Source organism: Streptosporangium sp. NPDC049078, assembly GCF_040648855.1.
Lineage (GTDB): Bacteria > Actinomycetota > Actinomycetes > Streptosporangiales > Streptosporangiaceae > Streptosporangium.
In genome coordinates, this window is sequence record NZ_JBEZEL010000012.1 from 48,414 (window position 1) to 63,734 (window position 15,321).

At 68.9% G+C, this 15,321-nt stretch carries 12 protein-coding genes and 1 tRNA gene; all 13 read left to right on the forward strand.

Translation table 11 applies throughout. From position 1 onward, the window contains the following. Nucleotides 1-383 precede the first annotated feature (383 nt). On the forward strand, nt 384-3,935 hold the full coding sequence (gene mfd, locus AB0B90_RS21390; protein WP_350950003.1) for a transcription-repair coupling factor: 3,552 nt from the start codon (nt 384-386) through the stop codon (nt 3,933-3,935). A 27-nt stretch (nt 3,936-3,962) separates the two neighbouring features. Then, entirely contained in the window at nt 3,963-4,607 is a 645-nt protein-coding gene (locus AB0B90_RS21395) for a SurA N-terminal domain-containing protein (protein WP_362924251.1), read from the forward strand. A 6-nt stretch (nt 4,608-4,613) separates the two neighbouring features. Continuing rightward, entirely contained in the window at nt 4,614-5,552 is a 939-nt protein-coding gene (locus AB0B90_RS21400) for a MazG family protein (protein ID WP_350950001.1), read from the forward strand. A 520-nt stretch (nt 5,553-6,072) separates the two neighbouring features. Next, nucleotides 6,073-7,350 carry a phosphopyruvate hydratase gene (eno, locus tag AB0B90_RS21405; protein WP_350950000.1) on the forward strand — a complete coding sequence of 426 codons (1,278 nt, stop codon included), beginning with the start codon at nt 6,073-6,075 and terminating at the stop codon, nt 7,348-7,350. Nucleotides 7,351-7,438: 88 nt separating this feature from the next. Then, nucleotides 7,439-7,849 (forward strand): septum formation initiator family protein, encoded by a 411-nt coding sequence (locus AB0B90_RS21410; RefSeq protein ID WP_350949999.1) that lies wholly within the window; start codon nt 7,439-7,441, stop codon nt 7,847-7,849. A gap of 42 nt (nt 7,850-7,891) precedes the next feature. Next, complete coding sequence (locus tag AB0B90_RS21415; protein ID WP_350949998.1) at nt 7,892-8,440, forward strand: DUF501 domain-containing protein; 549 nt, start codon at nt 7,892-7,894, stop codon at nt 8,438-8,440. Then, nucleotides 8,437-9,396 carry a Ppx/GppA phosphatase family protein gene (locus AB0B90_RS21420; RefSeq protein WP_350949997.1) on the forward strand — a complete coding sequence of 320 codons (960 nt, stop codon included), beginning with the start codon at nt 8,437-8,439 and terminating at the stop codon, nt 9,394-9,396. The genes AB0B90_RS21415 and AB0B90_RS21420 overlap by 4 nt, the downstream gene beginning before the upstream one ends. 168 nt (nt 9,397-9,564) lie before the next feature. Further along, complete coding sequence (locus AB0B90_RS21425) at nt 9,565-10,722, forward strand: hypothetical protein (RefSeq protein ID WP_362924254.1); 1,158 nt, start codon at nt 9,565-9,567, stop codon at nt 10,720-10,722. Between the two features lie 282 nt (nt 10,723-11,004). Next, nucleotides 11,005-11,805 (forward strand): uracil-DNA glycosylase, encoded by an 801-nt coding sequence (locus tag AB0B90_RS21430; protein WP_362924256.1) that lies wholly within the window; start codon nt 11,005-11,007, stop codon nt 11,803-11,805. 169 nt (nt 11,806-11,974) lie between these two features. Further along, nucleotides 11,975-13,291 carry an FAD-dependent oxidoreductase gene (locus tag AB0B90_RS21435; protein ID WP_350949994.1) on the forward strand — a complete coding sequence of 439 codons (1,317 nt, stop codon included), beginning with the start codon at nt 11,975-11,977 and terminating at the stop codon, nt 13,289-13,291. Nucleotides 13,292-13,532: 241 nt separating this feature from the next. After that, nucleotides 13,533-13,605 (forward strand) — tRNA-Leu (locus AB0B90_RS21440). Between the two features lie 212 nt (nt 13,606-13,817). Next, on the forward strand, nt 13,818-14,201 hold the full coding sequence (locus AB0B90_RS21445; RefSeq protein WP_350949993.1) for a helix-turn-helix domain-containing protein: 384 nt from the start codon (nt 13,818-13,820) through the stop codon (nt 14,199-14,201). Between the two features lie 147 nt (nt 14,202-14,348). Further along, entirely contained in the window at nt 14,349-15,134 is a 786-nt protein-coding gene (locus AB0B90_RS21450) for a Bax inhibitor-1/YccA family protein (RefSeq protein WP_350949992.1), read from the forward strand. Nucleotides 15,135-15,321: the final 187 nt, after the last annotated feature.

Below are 15,321 nucleotides of genomic sequence, written 5' to 3' on the forward strand. Positions count from 1 at the left end.
CATTGCGGTGAGACGGTTCTTGTCCGGCTCGTGTTGGTTGGCGACGCTGACGCGTCGCGGTGAGGCCGCTCTTACCCGGCTCCTTCCCTCGTCGGGGAAGATCGCTCGTTCCTCGCGACCTTCCCCTCCTCAGTCCAGTCGCCGGCGCGGCCTCACGGGGAGTCCCGCCATTGGAGACGCTGGGGCGTCGCGGTGAGGCCGCTCTTGTCCGGCTCCTTTCCTTGTTGGGGGAGGTCGTTCGTCTCTCGCGGCCTCACGGGCTGGTCCCGCGTATCCGAAGGCCGGAGCACCGGCCCGCTATTCGGTAGCCTTGGGCGGGTACCCCCCGTGTTCTCTCGGCTCGGGGTTGTCGTGTTGCCATCGTGGGGCTGTGGGCGAATCTGATGAGTCTTTCCGGACTTCTGGACCTTGTCGCCGGGGAGCCTGAGCTGGCTTCCCTTCTTCAGGACGTGCGCGGGGGCGACTCGTCCGACGTGTCGCTGGTCGCGCCGCCGGCGTTGCGCCCCTTCGCGGTGGCGGCGCTGGCCAGGGAGGGGGCCAAGGGGGAGGCGAGGACCGTCCTGGCGGTGACCGCCACCGGGCGCGAGGCCGAGGATCTCGCCTCGGCCCTCACCAGCCTCCTGGACGAGAGCACCGTCGCGGTCTTCCCCGCGTGGGAGACGCTTCCGCACGAGCGCCTGTCGCCGCGCAGCGACACCGTGGGGCAGCGTCTGGCGGTGCTGCGCAGGCTCGCCCATCCGGTCGAGGGCGACCACTCGGCGGGGCCGCTGCACGTGGTCGTCGCGCCGATCAGGGCGCTGCTCCAGCCGATCGTCCGGGGGCTGGGCGACCTGCGGCCGGTGCGGCTGCGCGCGGGGGACGACGCAGACCTCGACACGGTCGTCCACAGTCTCGTGGAGAACGGCTACCACCGGGTCGACATGGTGGAGAAGCGCGGCGAGGTCGCGGTGCGGGGCGGCCTGCTCGACGTCTTCCCCCCCACGGAGGAGCACCCGCTCCGGCTGGAGTTCTGGGGCGACACCGTCGAGGAGATCCGCTGGTTCAAGGTCGCCGACCAGCGCTCGCTGGAGGTGGCCGAGGACGGGCTGTTCGCCGCCCCCTGCCGTGAGCTGCTGCTGACCGACGACGTCAGGCAGCGGGCGAGGGAGCTCGCCGAGGCGCATCCCTCGCTGGTGGAGACGCTGGAGCAGCTGGCCGAGGGCGTGCCGGTGGAGGGCATGGAGGCGTTCGCGCCCGTGCTCGCCGGGGAGATGGACCTGCTCATCGACCACCTGCCGAGCCAGTCGGCGATCTTCGTGTGCGACCCGGAGCGGATCCGGGGGCGTGCCGACGAGCTGGTGCGGACGAGTCAGGAGTTCCTGGAGGCGTCCTGGATCAACGCCGCGTCCGGCGGCGAGGCGCCGATCGACCTGGGTGCGGCGGCCTTTCGCGACCTGGAGGAGGTCCGCGACCACGCGCGGCGGCTCGGCCGGCCCTGGTGGTCACTCGCGCCGTTCGGCGCCGGCGCCGACGGTGACGCCGCCGAGGGCCTCGGCGGGGGTACGGCGCTGCGGGCGCACGAGGTCGAGTCCTACCGTGGCGACACCCAGCGGGCGCTGTCCGACATCAAGGGCTGGCTCGACTCCGATCGGGTCGTCGTCCTGCTGAGCGAGGGCCACGGCCCCGCCGAGCGCATGGTCGAGCTGCTCAAGGGCGTCGACCTGCCCGCGCGCCTGGAGCCGGGGCTCGACGCCGTGCCGGACAGGAAGGTCGTCCACGTCACCACGGGCCTGGTCGAGCACGGGTTCGTGACCCCGGCGCTCGCCGTGCTGACCCACCTGGACCTGGTGGGCCAGAAGGCGTCGACCAAGGACATGCGGCGGCTGCCCTCCCGGCGCCGCAACATGGTCGACCCGCTCCAGCTCAAGGTCGGCGACCACGTCGTGCACGAGCAGCACGGCGTGGGCCGCTACATCGAGATGGTGCAGCGGACCGTGCAGGGCGCCACCCGCGAATACCTGGTGATCGAGTACGCCAAGGGCGACCGGCTCTACGTGCCGACCGACCAGCTCGACGAGGTCACCCGCTACGTCGGCGGCGAGTCGCCCACGCTCAACCGGATGGGCGGCGCCGACTGGGCCAAGGCCAAGACCAAGGCGAAGAAGGCGGTCAAGGAGATCGCCGGAGAGCTGATCCGCCTGTACTCCGCCCGGATGGCCTCGCCGGGACACGCCTTCGCGCCCGACAGCCCCTGGCAGCGGGAGATGGAGGACGCCTTCCCCTACGCCGAGACGGGCGACCAGCTGGAGGCGATCGACGAGGTCAAGCGCGACATGGAGCGCCCGATCCCGATGGACCGGCTGATCTGCGGCGACGTGGGCTACGGCAAGACGGAGATCGCGGTGCGGGCGGCGTTCAAGGCCGTGCAGGACGGCAAGCAGGTGGCGGTCCTGGTGCCGACCACGCTGCTGGTGCAGCAGCACATGTCGACCTTCGCCGAGCGGTTCTCCGGGTTCCCGCTGAACGTCAGGCCGCTGTCGCGGTTCCAGAGCGACGGAGAGGTCTCCGCGACCATGGAGGGGCTGCGGGAGGGCTCGGTCGACGTCGTGATCGGCACGCACCGGCTGTTCTCGCCGGAGGTCAGGTTCAAGCAGCTCGGCCTGATCATCATCGACGAGGAGCAGCGGTTCGGCGTCGAGCACAAGGAGGCGATGAAGCACCTGCGCACCCAGGTCGACGTGCTGGCCATGTCGGCCACCCCGATCCCCCGCACGCTGGAGATGGGCCTCACCGGCATCAGGGAGATGTCCACGATCCTCACCCCGCCCGAGGAACGGCACCCGATCCTCACCTTCGTCGGCCCGTACGACGAGAAGCAGATCGGCGCCGCGATCCGGCGCGAGCTGATGCGCGACGGTCAGGTCTTCTTCGTCCACAACCGCGTGGCCAGCATCAACAAGGTCGCGGCCATGCTGCGCGAGCTCGTGCCCGAGGCGAGGGTCGCCGTCGCGCACGGCCAGATGCAGGAGCACCAGCTGGAGAAGATCATGGTGGGCTTCTGGGAGCGCGACTTCGACGTGCTCGTCTGCACCACGATCGTCGAGTCGGGCCTGGACGTGCCCAACGCCAACACCCTCATCGTCGACCGGGCCGACAACTACGGCCTGTCCCAGCTCCACCAGCTGCGCGGCCGGGTCGGCCGGGGCCGCGAGCGCGGTTACGCCTACTTCCTCTACCCGCCGGAGAAGCCGCTCACCGAGACCGCCCACGAACGCCTCGCCACGATCTCCCAGCACACCGAGATGGGCGCGGGCATGTACGTGGCGATGAAGGACCTGGAGATCCGCGGCGCGGGCAACATCCTGGGCGCCGAGCAGTCGGGCTTCATCGCGGGCGTCGGCTTCGATCTGTACGTGCGCATGATGGCCGAGGCGGTGCAGGAGCAGAAGGCGAAGCTGGCGGGCACCTACCAGGAGGAGGAGCGGCCCGACGTCAAGGTCGAGCTGCCGATCAACGCCCACATCCCGCACGACTACGTCACCTCGGAGCGGCTGAGGCTGGAGGCGTACAAGCGGATCGCCGCGATCGGCTCGGACTCCGACATCGGCGCGGTGCGCGACGAGCTCGTCGACCGGTACGGACGGCCGCCCCAGCCGGTGGAGAACCTGCTGGAGGTCGCCCGTTTCCGCGTCCGCGCCCGCCGCGCCGGGCTCACCGACGTCACCCTGCAGGGGCAGAACATCAGGTTCGCGCCGGTGGACCTGAAGGACTCCCAGCAGGTCAGGCTGCAAAGGCTCTACCCGAAGGCGCTGCTGAAGCAGGCGGCCGGTACGTTGCTGGTGCCGGTGCCCAAGACCAGGCCCCTCGGCGGCCAGCCGCTGCGCGACCTGGATCTGCTCAAGTGGTGCGGTGATCTTGTCGAGGCGATGTTCCTCGAAACCGTGCGGGTAGAGTAAGCGGCGTTTGTCGTGAAGGGAACGCATGTGAAGTCGACTCGAATCCGCGTCATCCTGGCGGTCGTCGCCGCCGGTGTCGCGCTGACCGCCTGCTCTCCGAACCAGGCCGGTGCCGCGGCCATCGTGGGCGGGGAGCGCATCAGCTCGGGCGAGCTGGACAGGAACGTGCGGGAGTACGAGGCGGCGCTGGCCAAGGCCGGCCTGTCCGCCTCGCAGCTGCAGTTCCAGGACAGCGTCCCGCAGCTCGTGCTCTTCCAGCTGGCCAACGCCAAGCAGTACGCGCAGGTCGCGACAAGCAAGGGCATCACGGTCACCGAGGGCGAGGTCGACCAGGTGATCGCGGGCCAGGGAGGCCAGGAGAAGTTCGAGCAGCAGATGCTCCAGCAGGCCGTGGCGCCCTCGCAGGCACGCGAGTTCCTGAAGTCGCAGGTGATGGTCAGCAAGCTCGTCGCCAAGTACGGCGGCGGTACGGACGAGGCCGCCATCCAGCGCGGCCAGAAGCAGGCGCTCCAGGACCTGCAGGCGATGCCGATCACCTGGAACCCCCGGTACGGCAAGCTGAACGAGGAGCGGAGCGAGCAGCAGCCGGGCGTCTTCGCCGACGCCGGCCGTTTCGGCACCGTCGGCGCTCCCGGCCCCGCCGACGCGCCGCCCGCGCCGCCGCAGCAGTAGCTCGGCATGTCGCTGATCGTCGTCACCACCTCGCCCCGGGTCGCTCCCGGGCTGCTCAGCCGCCGCGCGTGGCAGGTCCTTGAGGAGGGCCCGGTGCGCACCGGGTCCGCCGACCACCCGCACCTGCCCTACCTGGCGGAGGCGGGGGTCGAGGTCGAGGTGGTCGTCTGCGACCCGGCCGCGCTGGTCCGCGAGGCCGTCTCGGGGACCGTCGTGTGGCTGGAGGCCGACGAGGCGCTGATGCGCTCCATCGGCCACGCCGCGGTGGTGCTCGACGACCCGCCGGTGATCGAGGTCGTGCCGGGCTCGTACGACCTGCCGGGCGCGCGACTGCTCGACCTGGTCTCGGTGATGGACCGGCTCCGGGTCGAATGCCCGTGGGACGCCCGCCAGACCCACGAGTCCCTCGCCCCGTACCTCATCGAGGAGGCCTACGAGGTCCTGGAGACGATCGAGGAGGGCGACCGCGCGGCGCTGCGCGAGGAACTGGGCGACCTGCTCCTGCAGGTCGCCTTCCACGCGCGGGTCGCCGCGGAGGGACCGGAAGGGTTCGACGTCGACGACGTGGCCGAGGGCATCGTCGCCAAACTCGTCCGCCGGCACCCGCACGTCTTCGCCGACACCCGGGTCGAGGGCGCCGGAGAGGTCAGCGCCAACTGGGAGACCATCAAGGCCGCCGAGCGCGCGGCCAAGAACGGCGGCGACCCCGGTTCGGTCGTCGACGGCGTCCCAATGGGCCAGCCGGCGCTCTCTCTTGTCGCGCAGCTCCTGCGCCGCGCCGAGGGCGTCGGAGCCCCGACGACCCTTCCCGAGGGGGTACCCGCCGACGGTCTGGGGGCGAGGCTCTTCGAGCTCGTACGGCAGGCTCAGGCGGCCGGAATCGACCCTGAGGCGGAACTGCGGGCCGTGGCGCGTGCCTATAAGCGACGCTTCGCGTCGCGGTGAGAAGTGTTGTCGGCGACGCTGACGCGTCGCGGTTCGGCGGGTGATTTGCGACGCTGACGCGTCGCGGTGAGGCCGCTCTTGTCCGGCTCCTGTTTGTTTGCGACGCTTCGCGTCGCGGTGAGGCCGCTCTTGTCCGGCTCCTTCCCTCGTCGAGGAAGATCGCTCGTTCCTCGCGACCTCCCTCTCCTCAGTCCAGTCGCCGGCGCGGCCTCACGGGTAGTCCCGCGAGGAAAGGCGGGTTGGGCATGTCCTCAGGGGGCCTTGGTGGTGTTCCCAGGGCTTCTGGGGATGTGGCGGTGAGGCCATTCGGTGGCGGTTATCCCGATCGAGTGGGGCATGTTCTTGGGGCGGTTCTTGGTGAAGGTTGGGGGATGGGTGGGGCATGGGGGCGGTGGGGTGCGGTGGGAGGTTTGTATGGAAATTGCGCGAACATTGTTCGGCGGTGGGCCGGTCGCCGTGTCGGTATGGGGATCTCGATAGGCTTCCGAGGCAAACTGTCCTGCGACTTTAGGAGCGCTTCGTGGCTTCCATCGAGGGCGTTACCGCCCGAGAGATCCTTGACTCCCGGGGCAACCCGACGGTTGAGGTCGACATCCTCCTGGACGACGGCAGCCAGGGGCGCGCCGCGGTTCCCAGCGGCGCGTCCACCGGCCAGTTCGAGGCCGTCGAGCTGCGTGACGGCGACGAGCGCTACGGCGGCAAGGGTGTCGAGAAGGCCGTTCTCGGTGTGACCGACGAGATCGCCGACGAGATCCTCGGGTTCGACGCCGCCGAGCAGCGCAGCATCGACCAGGTGATGATCGACCTCGACGGCACGCCCAACAAGGCCCGTCTGGGCGCCAACGCGATCCTGGGTGTCTCGCTCGCCGCGGCCAAGGCCGCCGCGGAGAGCGCCGAGCTGCCGCTCTTCCGCTACCTCGGCGGTCCGAACGCGCACGTGCTGCCGGTGCCGATGATGAACATCCTGAACGGCGGCGCGCACGCCGACAGCAACGTCGACATCCAGGAGTTCATGATCGCCCCGATCGGGGCGGAGACGTTCCGCGAGGCCGTGCGGATGGGCACCGAGGTCTACCACGCCCTCAAGTCGGTCCTCAAGGAGAAGGGGTACGCCACCGGCCTCGGCGACGAGGGCGGCTTCGCGCCGAGCCTGCCCTCCAACCGTGACGCGCTCGACCTGATCCTGGTCGCCATCGAGAAGGCCGGATACGTCGCGGGCGAGGACATCGGGCTCGCCCTGGACGTGGCCGCCTCCGAGTTCCACTCGGACGGCGTCTACACCATCGACGGCAAGGGCCTGTCGGCGACCGAGCTGATCGCCTTCTACGAGGACCTGGTCGCCAACTACCCGCTGGTCTCCATCGAGGACCCCCTGGACGAGAGCGACTGGGAGGGCTGGAACGCCATCACCCGCGCCCTGGGGGACAAGGTCCAGCTGGTCGGCGACGACCTGTTCGTGACGAACCCCGAGCGTCTGGGCCGCGGCATCGCCGAGGGCACCGCGAACGCGCTGCTGGTCAAGGTGAACCAGATCGGCACGCTGACCGAGACCCTCGACGCCGTGGACCTGGCCCACCGCAGCGGTTACCGCTGCATGATGAGCCACCGCTCGGGCGAGACCGAGGACACCACGATCGCCGACCTCGCGGTGGCCACCAACTGCGGCCAGATCAAGACCGGCGCCCCGGCCCGCTCCGACCGGGTGGCCAAGTACAACCAGTTGCTCCGCATCGAGGAGCTTCTGGACGACGCGGCCCGTTACGCGGGTCGCGCCGCGTTCCCGCGCTTCCGGCGGTAGTTTTCTGCTGGCGGCTCGCGCCCGGATCCGGGCGCGAGCCACACCGCGGACGAGCGTCGATACGGAGCGTGGAGACGGAGGGGGACGCATGGCGGCACGACCACAGTTGACGGGACGGGCCGCGGTGCTCGCGATCGTGGTGTGCGCGATCGCGATGAGCCTCGCCTACCCCATCAGGGAGTACGTCGCCCAGCGCCGCCAGATCGCCCAGCTGGAGCAGGAGAAGGCGAGGGAGATCGCCGCGATCAAGGCCCTTGACGACCGCTCCAAGCAGCTCCTCGACCCGGGCTTCATCAAGCGGCAGGGCAGGGAGCGCCTCTTCTACTGCGATCCGGGGCAGAAGTGCTACGTCGTCATGGGAGACTCCCCCTCGACGGGCAAGGGCACGACCGGTGAGCGCAAGGCCGTCGCCAGGCCGCCGTGGTACGAGACGCTGTGGGACTCGGTGAAGGCCGCCGACAGCGGCGGGGGACAGAAGGCGGCCAAGTCCGCCGGGTGACGCCGATACCCTGGTTGTCGTCTTTCAGGGGGGTGTCCACGAATGGTTGACGACCGCGACGTGGCGGCGGTGGAGCGACAGCTCGGCCGGACGCCGCGAGGACTGCGGAGGGTGGCGCATCGCTGCCCGTGCGGGCTTCCCGACGTCGTCGAGACCGCCCCGAGGCTGCCCGACGGATCGCCCTTCCCGACCCTGTTCTACCTCACCTGCCCCAGGGCCGCCTCGGCCATCGGCAGGCTGGAGACCTCGGGGATGATGCGGGACATGCAGGCCAGGCTCGCCGAGGATCCGAAGCTGGCCGAGGCGTACCGGGCCGCGCACGACGACTATGTGGCGCGTCGTGACAGGGCGGCCGCCGAGGAGGGCCTGGAGCCGCTGCCCCGAGACATGCAGAGCACCGGGGGCATGCCGACCCGGGTCAAGTGCCTGCACGCCCTGGTCGGGCACGAACTCGCGGTGCCGGGCGGCAACCCCTTCGGCCGCGAGGCCCTCGACGCGCTCGGCGACTGGTGGTCCGCCGGGCCGTGCGTCGACCAGTCCGTAGCCCCGTGTGCCGAGGCCGTGGCACCGACCTCGAAGGAGACCGAGTGATCCGCGTCGCCGCGATCGACTGTGGCACCAACTCCGTCCGTCTGCTCGTCGCCGACGTCGGCAGGGACAGGCTGATCGACCTGGAGCGCCGGATGGAGATCGTCCGGTTGGGTCAGGGGGTCGACAGGACCGGCAGGCTGGCGCCGGAGGCCCTGGAGCGTACGTTCGCCGCCATGCGCGGCTACGCGGGGCTCATCGACGGGCTCGGGGCCTCCTCGGTCCGTGTGGTCGCCACCAGCGCGACGAGGGACGCCGCCAACCGGCAGGACTTCGTGGACGGCGTGCGCGACATCTTCGGCGTGGAGCCCGAGGTGATCACCGGTGCGGAGGAGGCGGAGCTGTCGTTCGCCGGGGCGACCCGCGATCTGGTGCGCTTCTCCGAGGAGACGGGCCTGCCCGCCCCCGAGGGCACCCGCCCGCCGTACCTCGTGGTCGACATCGGTGGCGGCTCGACCGAGTTCGTGCTCGGCTCGACGCACGTGGAGGCCGCGCTCTCGGTCGACATCGGGTGCGTCCGGCTGACCGAGCGCCACCTGCGCGACGCGGGCGACCCTCCGTCGGCGGAGGCGGTCGAGGCGATGACCGCCGACATCGACGACGCGCTCGACCGGGTCGCGGCCGAGGTGCCCGTGGAGCGGGCGCTGACGATGGTCGGGCTCGCGGGATCCGTGACCACCGTCGCGGGAATAGCGCTTGATCTGCCGGAATACGATCCGAAGAAAATTCATCATTCGCGAATTTCCGCAGGTCAGGTGCATGACGTTGCCAAGCGCTTGCTTGGAATGACCGTTGAACGGCGGGGTGCGATTCCCCTCATGCACCCGGGAAGGGTCGACGTGATCGGGGCGGGGGCGCTCATCCTGGACCGAATAGTGACCCGCTACGGCTTCGGAGACGTGGTCGCCAGCGAGCACGACATCCTCGATGGCATCGCGTGGTCGATTGCTGACTCGTAGCGAGATCTAGACAATTAACCCGTTTAGGGAGTATTGAGGAAAGCTTCCCGTTTATGGTTAGGTAAAGAAGCTTTAGTGAGGCTTTGCCGTAGGGCCCGGCGCAACTGTTGTCGGGGCGGCAACCGTCTCCCGAGCAATCTTGCTTCCCAACGAACGGAGCATCCCCTCATGAAGTCCGGACTAGCCACCAAGCTAGCCGCAGCAGGAGCCAGCGCGGCCATGCTGGCGACGATGGCAGTAGGCATGCTGGCCACGCCCGCAGCGGCGGCCAGTGGTTCGAGCCAGGCGGGTACGGTGGCCTCGGCCGTCGGCAAGCCGAAGCCGGCCGTCTCTGTCGGAACCCCCAAGGCATCGCCCTCGAAGTACAAGGGTGAGTGCCCCGTCGGCGTGACCTTCTCCTCGAAGATCAAGGTGAAGGCCGTCAAGAGCAAGACCACGGTCGCCTACCGGTGGCTGCACGGTGACGGCTCGAAGAGCAAGGTGAAGTCCTTCACCTTCCGCGGCAAGGGCGTCAAGAGCTTCACGGTCAAGGAGAAGTCCACCTTCAAGGGCAACGTCAAGGGCTGGCAGGCCATCCAGGTCCTGTCCCCGCGTGGCGCCACCTCCGCGAAGGGCAAGTTCTCGGTCACCTGTGGCTCCAACGGCGACAAGGAAGAGGTCGTCGTTCCTCGCCGCGTCGACGCCGACGCGTGGGTCGACGAGGGCAACTGCCAGGCTGCCCTGATCGGTCGCATCACCGCCACCGGTACCCGCTGGGTGCACTACCGCTGGGTCGTCAACGGCGAGGTCGTCGAGCGTGACGCCATCCGCGTCAACGGCTCGCGCAAGGTCGTCCACGTGATCAAGCCCGGTGAGAACTTCAGGGGCTGGGCCGTGCTGCAGGTCGTCGGCCCGGTGAAGGCGTCCTCCAACCGCGTCCACTTCAAGATCTGGTGCAAGGACACGTCGCCGAAGGTCTGGGCGTCCGTGGACGGTCCGTCCTTCTACGCGGGCACCTGCCCGACGACCCGCACCTTCACCGGCACGATCGGCGCGAGCGGCCGTACCACCGTGAAGTACCGCTGGATCAGCGACGGTGTGGCGGGCGACTGGAAGTACGCCCACTTCAGCGGCTACGGCTCGCAGAGCCAGAGCGTGTCCGACAGCTGGACCGCCTCTGCCTCCGGTGAGTCCAAGCGTGCGATCGAGATCTACGGTGGCCCGACCACCGGCACCGCGGTCGGCAAGGTCTTCTGCAAGCACCCGCCGAAGCCGACCCCGACGCCGACGCCGACCGTGACCCCCACCCCCACTCCCACCCCGACCGTCACCGAGACCGCCGGCTGAGAACGTCGAGGACACGGTAGGTCGGGGTAGCGCGCCCGGCGGCTGACGCCGGGCCGTGTCCCGAGTGAAACAGGCGGCGCCCGCACCCAGCGGGCGCCGCTTCTCGTTTCCCGCGCCGTCTTCCGGCTTCCCCGAGGCGGGAGGTGGTCCGGGCGCTCCCGTGCGGGCGTGAGTCGAGTGCTCCCGTGCCGGACGCCGTGAGGGCGTGAACCGGGTGGTCTCGCGCGCCGGGCGTCGCGAGCGTGGACCCGGCGCTCTCGCGTGTCGGGCACCATCGAGGACATGAGCTACGTTCCTCCCGGATCCGGCTGGCCCGGTGACCCCGCCCAGCCCGGCACCCCCGTCGCCCACGACCCCGCCGAAGTGCGGAAACTCGCGGGGGAGAGCCGTACCCTCGCGGAGCTCACGGCCGCGCAGTCGGTCTGCCGGGCCTGCCCGCGCCTGGTGGAGTGGCGCGAGGAGGTGGCGACGGTGCGAAGGCGGGCGTTCGCGGAGGAGACCTACTGGGGCCGGCCCATCGCGGGATGGGGTGACGAGAGGCCCGAGGTCCTCATCGTCGGGCTCGCCCCGGCGGCGCACGGCGGCAACAGGACCGGGAGGATCTTCACCGGAGACCGCAGCGGCGACTGGCTGTTCGCCTCGCTGTACCGGACGGGCCTGGCCGTAAAGGAGACGAGCCTTCGCGCGGACGACGGCCAGCGGCTCGTCGGCGCGCGTATGGTGGCCGCGGTCCGGTGCGCACCGCCCGCCAACAAGCCCGAGCCCGCCGAGCGGGCCGCCTGCCTGCCCTGGCTCTCCCGCGAGGTCGCCCTGGTCTCGGCGGAGGTACGGGTGGTCGTCGCGCTGGGTGGCTTCGCCTGGCAGGCGATCTGGCCCGCGCTGAGGGACGCCGGGTACGCCCTGCCGCGGCCGAGACCGCCCTTCGGGCACGGCGCCGAGGTGGAGATCACCTCTCCCCGGGGAAATCCCGCGCACCTTCTCGGCTGCTATCACCCCAGTCAGCAGAACACCTTCACCGGCAGGGTGACCGCACAGATGCTCGACGATCTCTTCAGCAGGGCGAACGCGCTTCGAGGCTTGTGAAGTCGATCACAAAGAGAAGATTGATCGGAATTCTGCTGAGAAGAGTGATGTTTCTAGCTGATGACGGAAATTAGAGCCAGCTTGCCAGATGGGCGGCTGGTGCGACGGGAAGCGTGAGCGTATCCTTGTGAAAGGTTTCACAAGCCTCGAAGCTAAGGACAGTGTCGAAGTGAACCGCAACTCCAAGCACATCGTGGTCGTGGGTGGAGGCTATGTCGGCCTCTACACCGTGCTGCGCCTGCAGCACACCCTCCGCAGGGAGCTCCGCGATGGAAGCGTGCGCATCACCGTCCTGACCCCCGAATCCCACATGACCTACCAGCCGTTCCTCCCCGAGGCCGCCGCGGGAAACCTCTCGCCCCGGCACGTCGTCGTCCCGCTCCGCCGCGTGCTCTCGAAGGCGACGATCCTCAACGGCAAGGTCTCCAAGGTCAACCACGCGGCCAAGACCGTCACCTTCGCCCCCAACGTCGGCACCCCGCACGAGATCGACTACGACATCGTGGTGATGGCCGCCGGGTCGATCTCCCGTACGCTCCCCATCCCCGGCCTGGCCGACGCCGCGATCGGTTTCAAGACGGTCGGCGAGGCGATCGCGCTGCGCAACCGGGTGCTCGAACTCCTCGACCGGGCCGAGAGCGACGACGACGAGGCCCTGCGCAGGCGTGCCCTGACGTTCGTCGTGGTCGGCGGGGGTTTCGCCGGCGTCGAGGCGCTGGCCGAGCTGGAGGACATGGCGGTCGACGCCACCCGCTACTACCGCAACATCTCCCGCGAGGACATGCGCTGGATCCTCGTCGAGGCCACCGACCGCATCCTCCCCGAGGTGGGCCCCGAGATGGGTGCGTGGACCGCCGAGCAGCTGCGTGAGCGCGGCATCGAGGTCAAGATGAACACCCGCCTCGATTCCTGCGAGGGCGGCCTGGTCAAGCTCTCCGACGGCGACGAGTTCGAGTCGGCCACCATCGTGTGGACCGCCGGGGTGAAGCCGAGCCCGGTCGTCAACGCCGGAGACCTGCCCCTCGACGAGCGAGGCAGGATCAAGACGACCGCCCGTCTCACCGTGGTCGGCGTCGAGGACGCCTACTCGGCGGGAGACGTGGCCGGGGTGCCCGACCTGACCAACCCCGGCCAGTACTGCGCGCCCAACGCGCAGCACGCCGTACGGCAGGCCAAGGTCCTCGCGGACAACATCACCCGGAGCCTGCGCGGGCAGGAGCTGGTCGACTACCGGCACAGGTACGTCGGCTCCGTCGCCGGGCTCGGCCTGCACAAGGGGGTCGCCAACGTCTACGGGATCAAGTTGCGCGGGCTCGCCGCGTGGTTCATGCACCGCACCTACCACCTGTCGCGGGTTCCCACCTTCAACCGCAAGGTCCGGGTGACGGCCGACTGGACCCTGGCGCTCTTCTTCAAGCGCGAGACCGTCTCTCTCGGAGAGATCGAGGAACCGCGCACGGAGTTCCGCGCCGCGGCGAGCAACTGAACGCCCGAAGGGCGAACAGACTCCGAGTGTGAACCGGACGTCCGAACCCGGAGAGTGAACGGAACTCCCGAACCCGGAGGTGGCCGACGAGGCCCACCTCCGGGTTCGCCGTTCCCGGCGATGTGCTATTCCTTGACCGGGTCCCCCGAAGGCGGGACGATCCATAAGATTCTCAGCGGAAGTGATGCGACGGTTGCCTTGAGCAGTTACGCATGAGTGGTCCGTTACGTATGATTACGGCGCCCCCGTAGCCCAATGGCAGAGGCAAACCCCTTAAAAGGGTTCGAGTGAGGGTTCGAGTCCCTCCGGGGGCACTCATGATGATCTGCGGAACAAGGCCCGCGACCAGTGAAAACGTGGTCGCGGGTCTTTTCGTGTTATCCGGCTCCGTGTGACCCGTGCCGAACGGTCGGGAGTACCCCTCCCAAATGTGCTCGCAAAACTTTTGGAGTTACATAACTGTGATCATTCTCCGTGGAGTGCCGAGGGCCGGGATTCGATGTATCCCTGGTATAAAATAGTAACCATGAGTAGCGAGGCGAACCTGGAGTCCGTGCTGGGGGCGAACGGGGTCGCCCGGCAGTTGATCGGTCATATCGGGGACAAGTGGTCCCTGCTGGTGATCGCGGCGCTGGGGCACGAGGCCCAGCGCTTCTCCCGGCTCAAGGCGCGGATCGAGGGGATCAACCAGCGCATGCTGACCCGGACGCTACGGGCCCTGGAGCGTGACGGCATCGTCGAGCGCAACGTCTACCCGACCTCGCCGCCCACGGTGGAGTACGTGCTCACCAGGATGGGGCGCGACCTGTCGGTGGCCGTGACCGGCATCTGCGAGTGGGCGCGCCGCAATCTCGAAGAGGTCGAGGCGTCGCAGCGGCTCTTCGACGAGCGAGCGGCAAGACAGACGTGAGGCCCGGGAACCGAAGGCGCCACCTGTTCGTTGGCACCATCGGCGGTAGCCGTACGGTCGCCTGGACAACATGGATATCAGCACGATACGGCCGTGTGACAACCGATCTAATACGCTGATCGCGTAGGTCGCAGCGTGGAGGCAGCGATGGAGAGCAAGAACCCCGTATTCAGTCGGCAGGCCAAGGGCCAGCAGCAAGGTTGGGGCATGCCGACCCCCACCCCTGACCAGCTTCAGGGCATGTACAACACGCCGTCGTACGCGCCGCCCGCACAGCGGACGATGACGATCGACGACGTGGTCGTGCGTGGTTTCATCACGCTTGGCACGCTTGTCGTCTCGGCGGCGGTCGCCTGGGTGCTCAACCTCGGCATGGTCGCGGCGATCGCCGGTGTCATCGTCGGTCTGATCCTCGCCCTGGTCATCTCGTTCAAGTCCAGCACCAACCCCGTTCTGATCCTCGGCTACTCGGTCGCCTACGGTGTCGCCGTCGGTGTGATCAGCCACGTCTACAACGATCTGTACAGCGGCATCGTCTTCCAGGCGGTGGTCGGTACGGCTCTGGCCTTCGCCGCCATGCTGACCGTTTACTCGCTGCGCATCATCCGCGTGACGCCGAAGTTCACCAAGTTCGTCGTGGCCGCCGGGCTGGGCCTGATGGGTCTCATGCTCATCAACCTGGTCGCCGGGTTCTTCATCGAGGACGGCATCGGCATCCGGTCGGGCGGCCCGCTGGCCTACGTGTTCAGCATCGCCACGATCCTCATCGGCTGCTTCTTCCTCCTCCTCGACTTCGACCAGGTCGAGCAGGGCGTGCGGAACGGAGCCCCGGAGAAGTACTCGTGGCTGATGGCCTTCGGCCTCACCGTCACCCTGGTCTGGATCTACCTGGAGATCCTGCGCCTGCTGAGCTACTTCTCGAGTAGCGACTGACGACAGCACGGAGAGGGCCCCGCCGGACGCGTTCCGGCGGGGCCCTCTCGTTTTTTCCGGCGACGGACGAGTGAACGGAAGGCAAAGGGGGATGGACGAACCGCGAAGGAAGAGAGCATCTCAGGGCTTGCTATCTGGGCTTTCGTGATGCACTGTCGAGCAAAGGAGCCTATCCGTGGAGGTGCCC

What these genes read in the sequence shown, in the direction of transcription:
- mfd (WP_350950003.1), top strand. Translation starts at nt 384, where the DNA reads ATGAGTCTTTCCGGACTTCTGGACCTTGTCGCCGGGGAGCCTGAGCTG.
- AB0B90_RS21400 (WP_350950001.1), top strand. Translation starts at nt 4,614, where the DNA reads ATGTCGCTGATCGTCGTCACCACCTCGCCCCGGGTCGCTCCCGGGCTG.
- AB0B90_RS21410 (WP_350949999.1), top strand. Translation starts at nt 7,439, where the DNA reads ATGGCGGCACGACCACAGTTGACGGGACGGGCCGCGGTGCTCGCGATC.
- AB0B90_RS21415 (WP_350949998.1), top strand. Translation starts at nt 7,892, where the DNA reads ATGGTTGACGACCGCGACGTGGCGGCGGTGGAGCGACAGCTCGGCCGG.
- AB0B90_RS21425 (WP_362924254.1), top strand. Translation starts at nt 9,565, where the DNA reads ATGAAGTCCGGACTAGCCACCAAGCTAGCCGCAGCAGGAGCCAGCGCG.
- AB0B90_RS21430 (WP_362924256.1), top strand. Translation starts at nt 11,005, where the DNA reads ATGAGCTACGTTCCTCCCGGATCCGGCTGGCCCGGTGACCCCGCCCAG.
- AB0B90_RS21445 (WP_350949993.1), top strand. Translation starts at nt 13,818, where the DNA reads ATGAGTAGCGAGGCGAACCTGGAGTCCGTGCTGGGGGCGAACGGGGTC.
- AB0B90_RS21450 (WP_350949992.1), top strand. Translation starts at nt 14,349, where the DNA reads ATGGAGAGCAAGAACCCCGTATTCAGTCGGCAGGCCAAGGGCCAGCAG.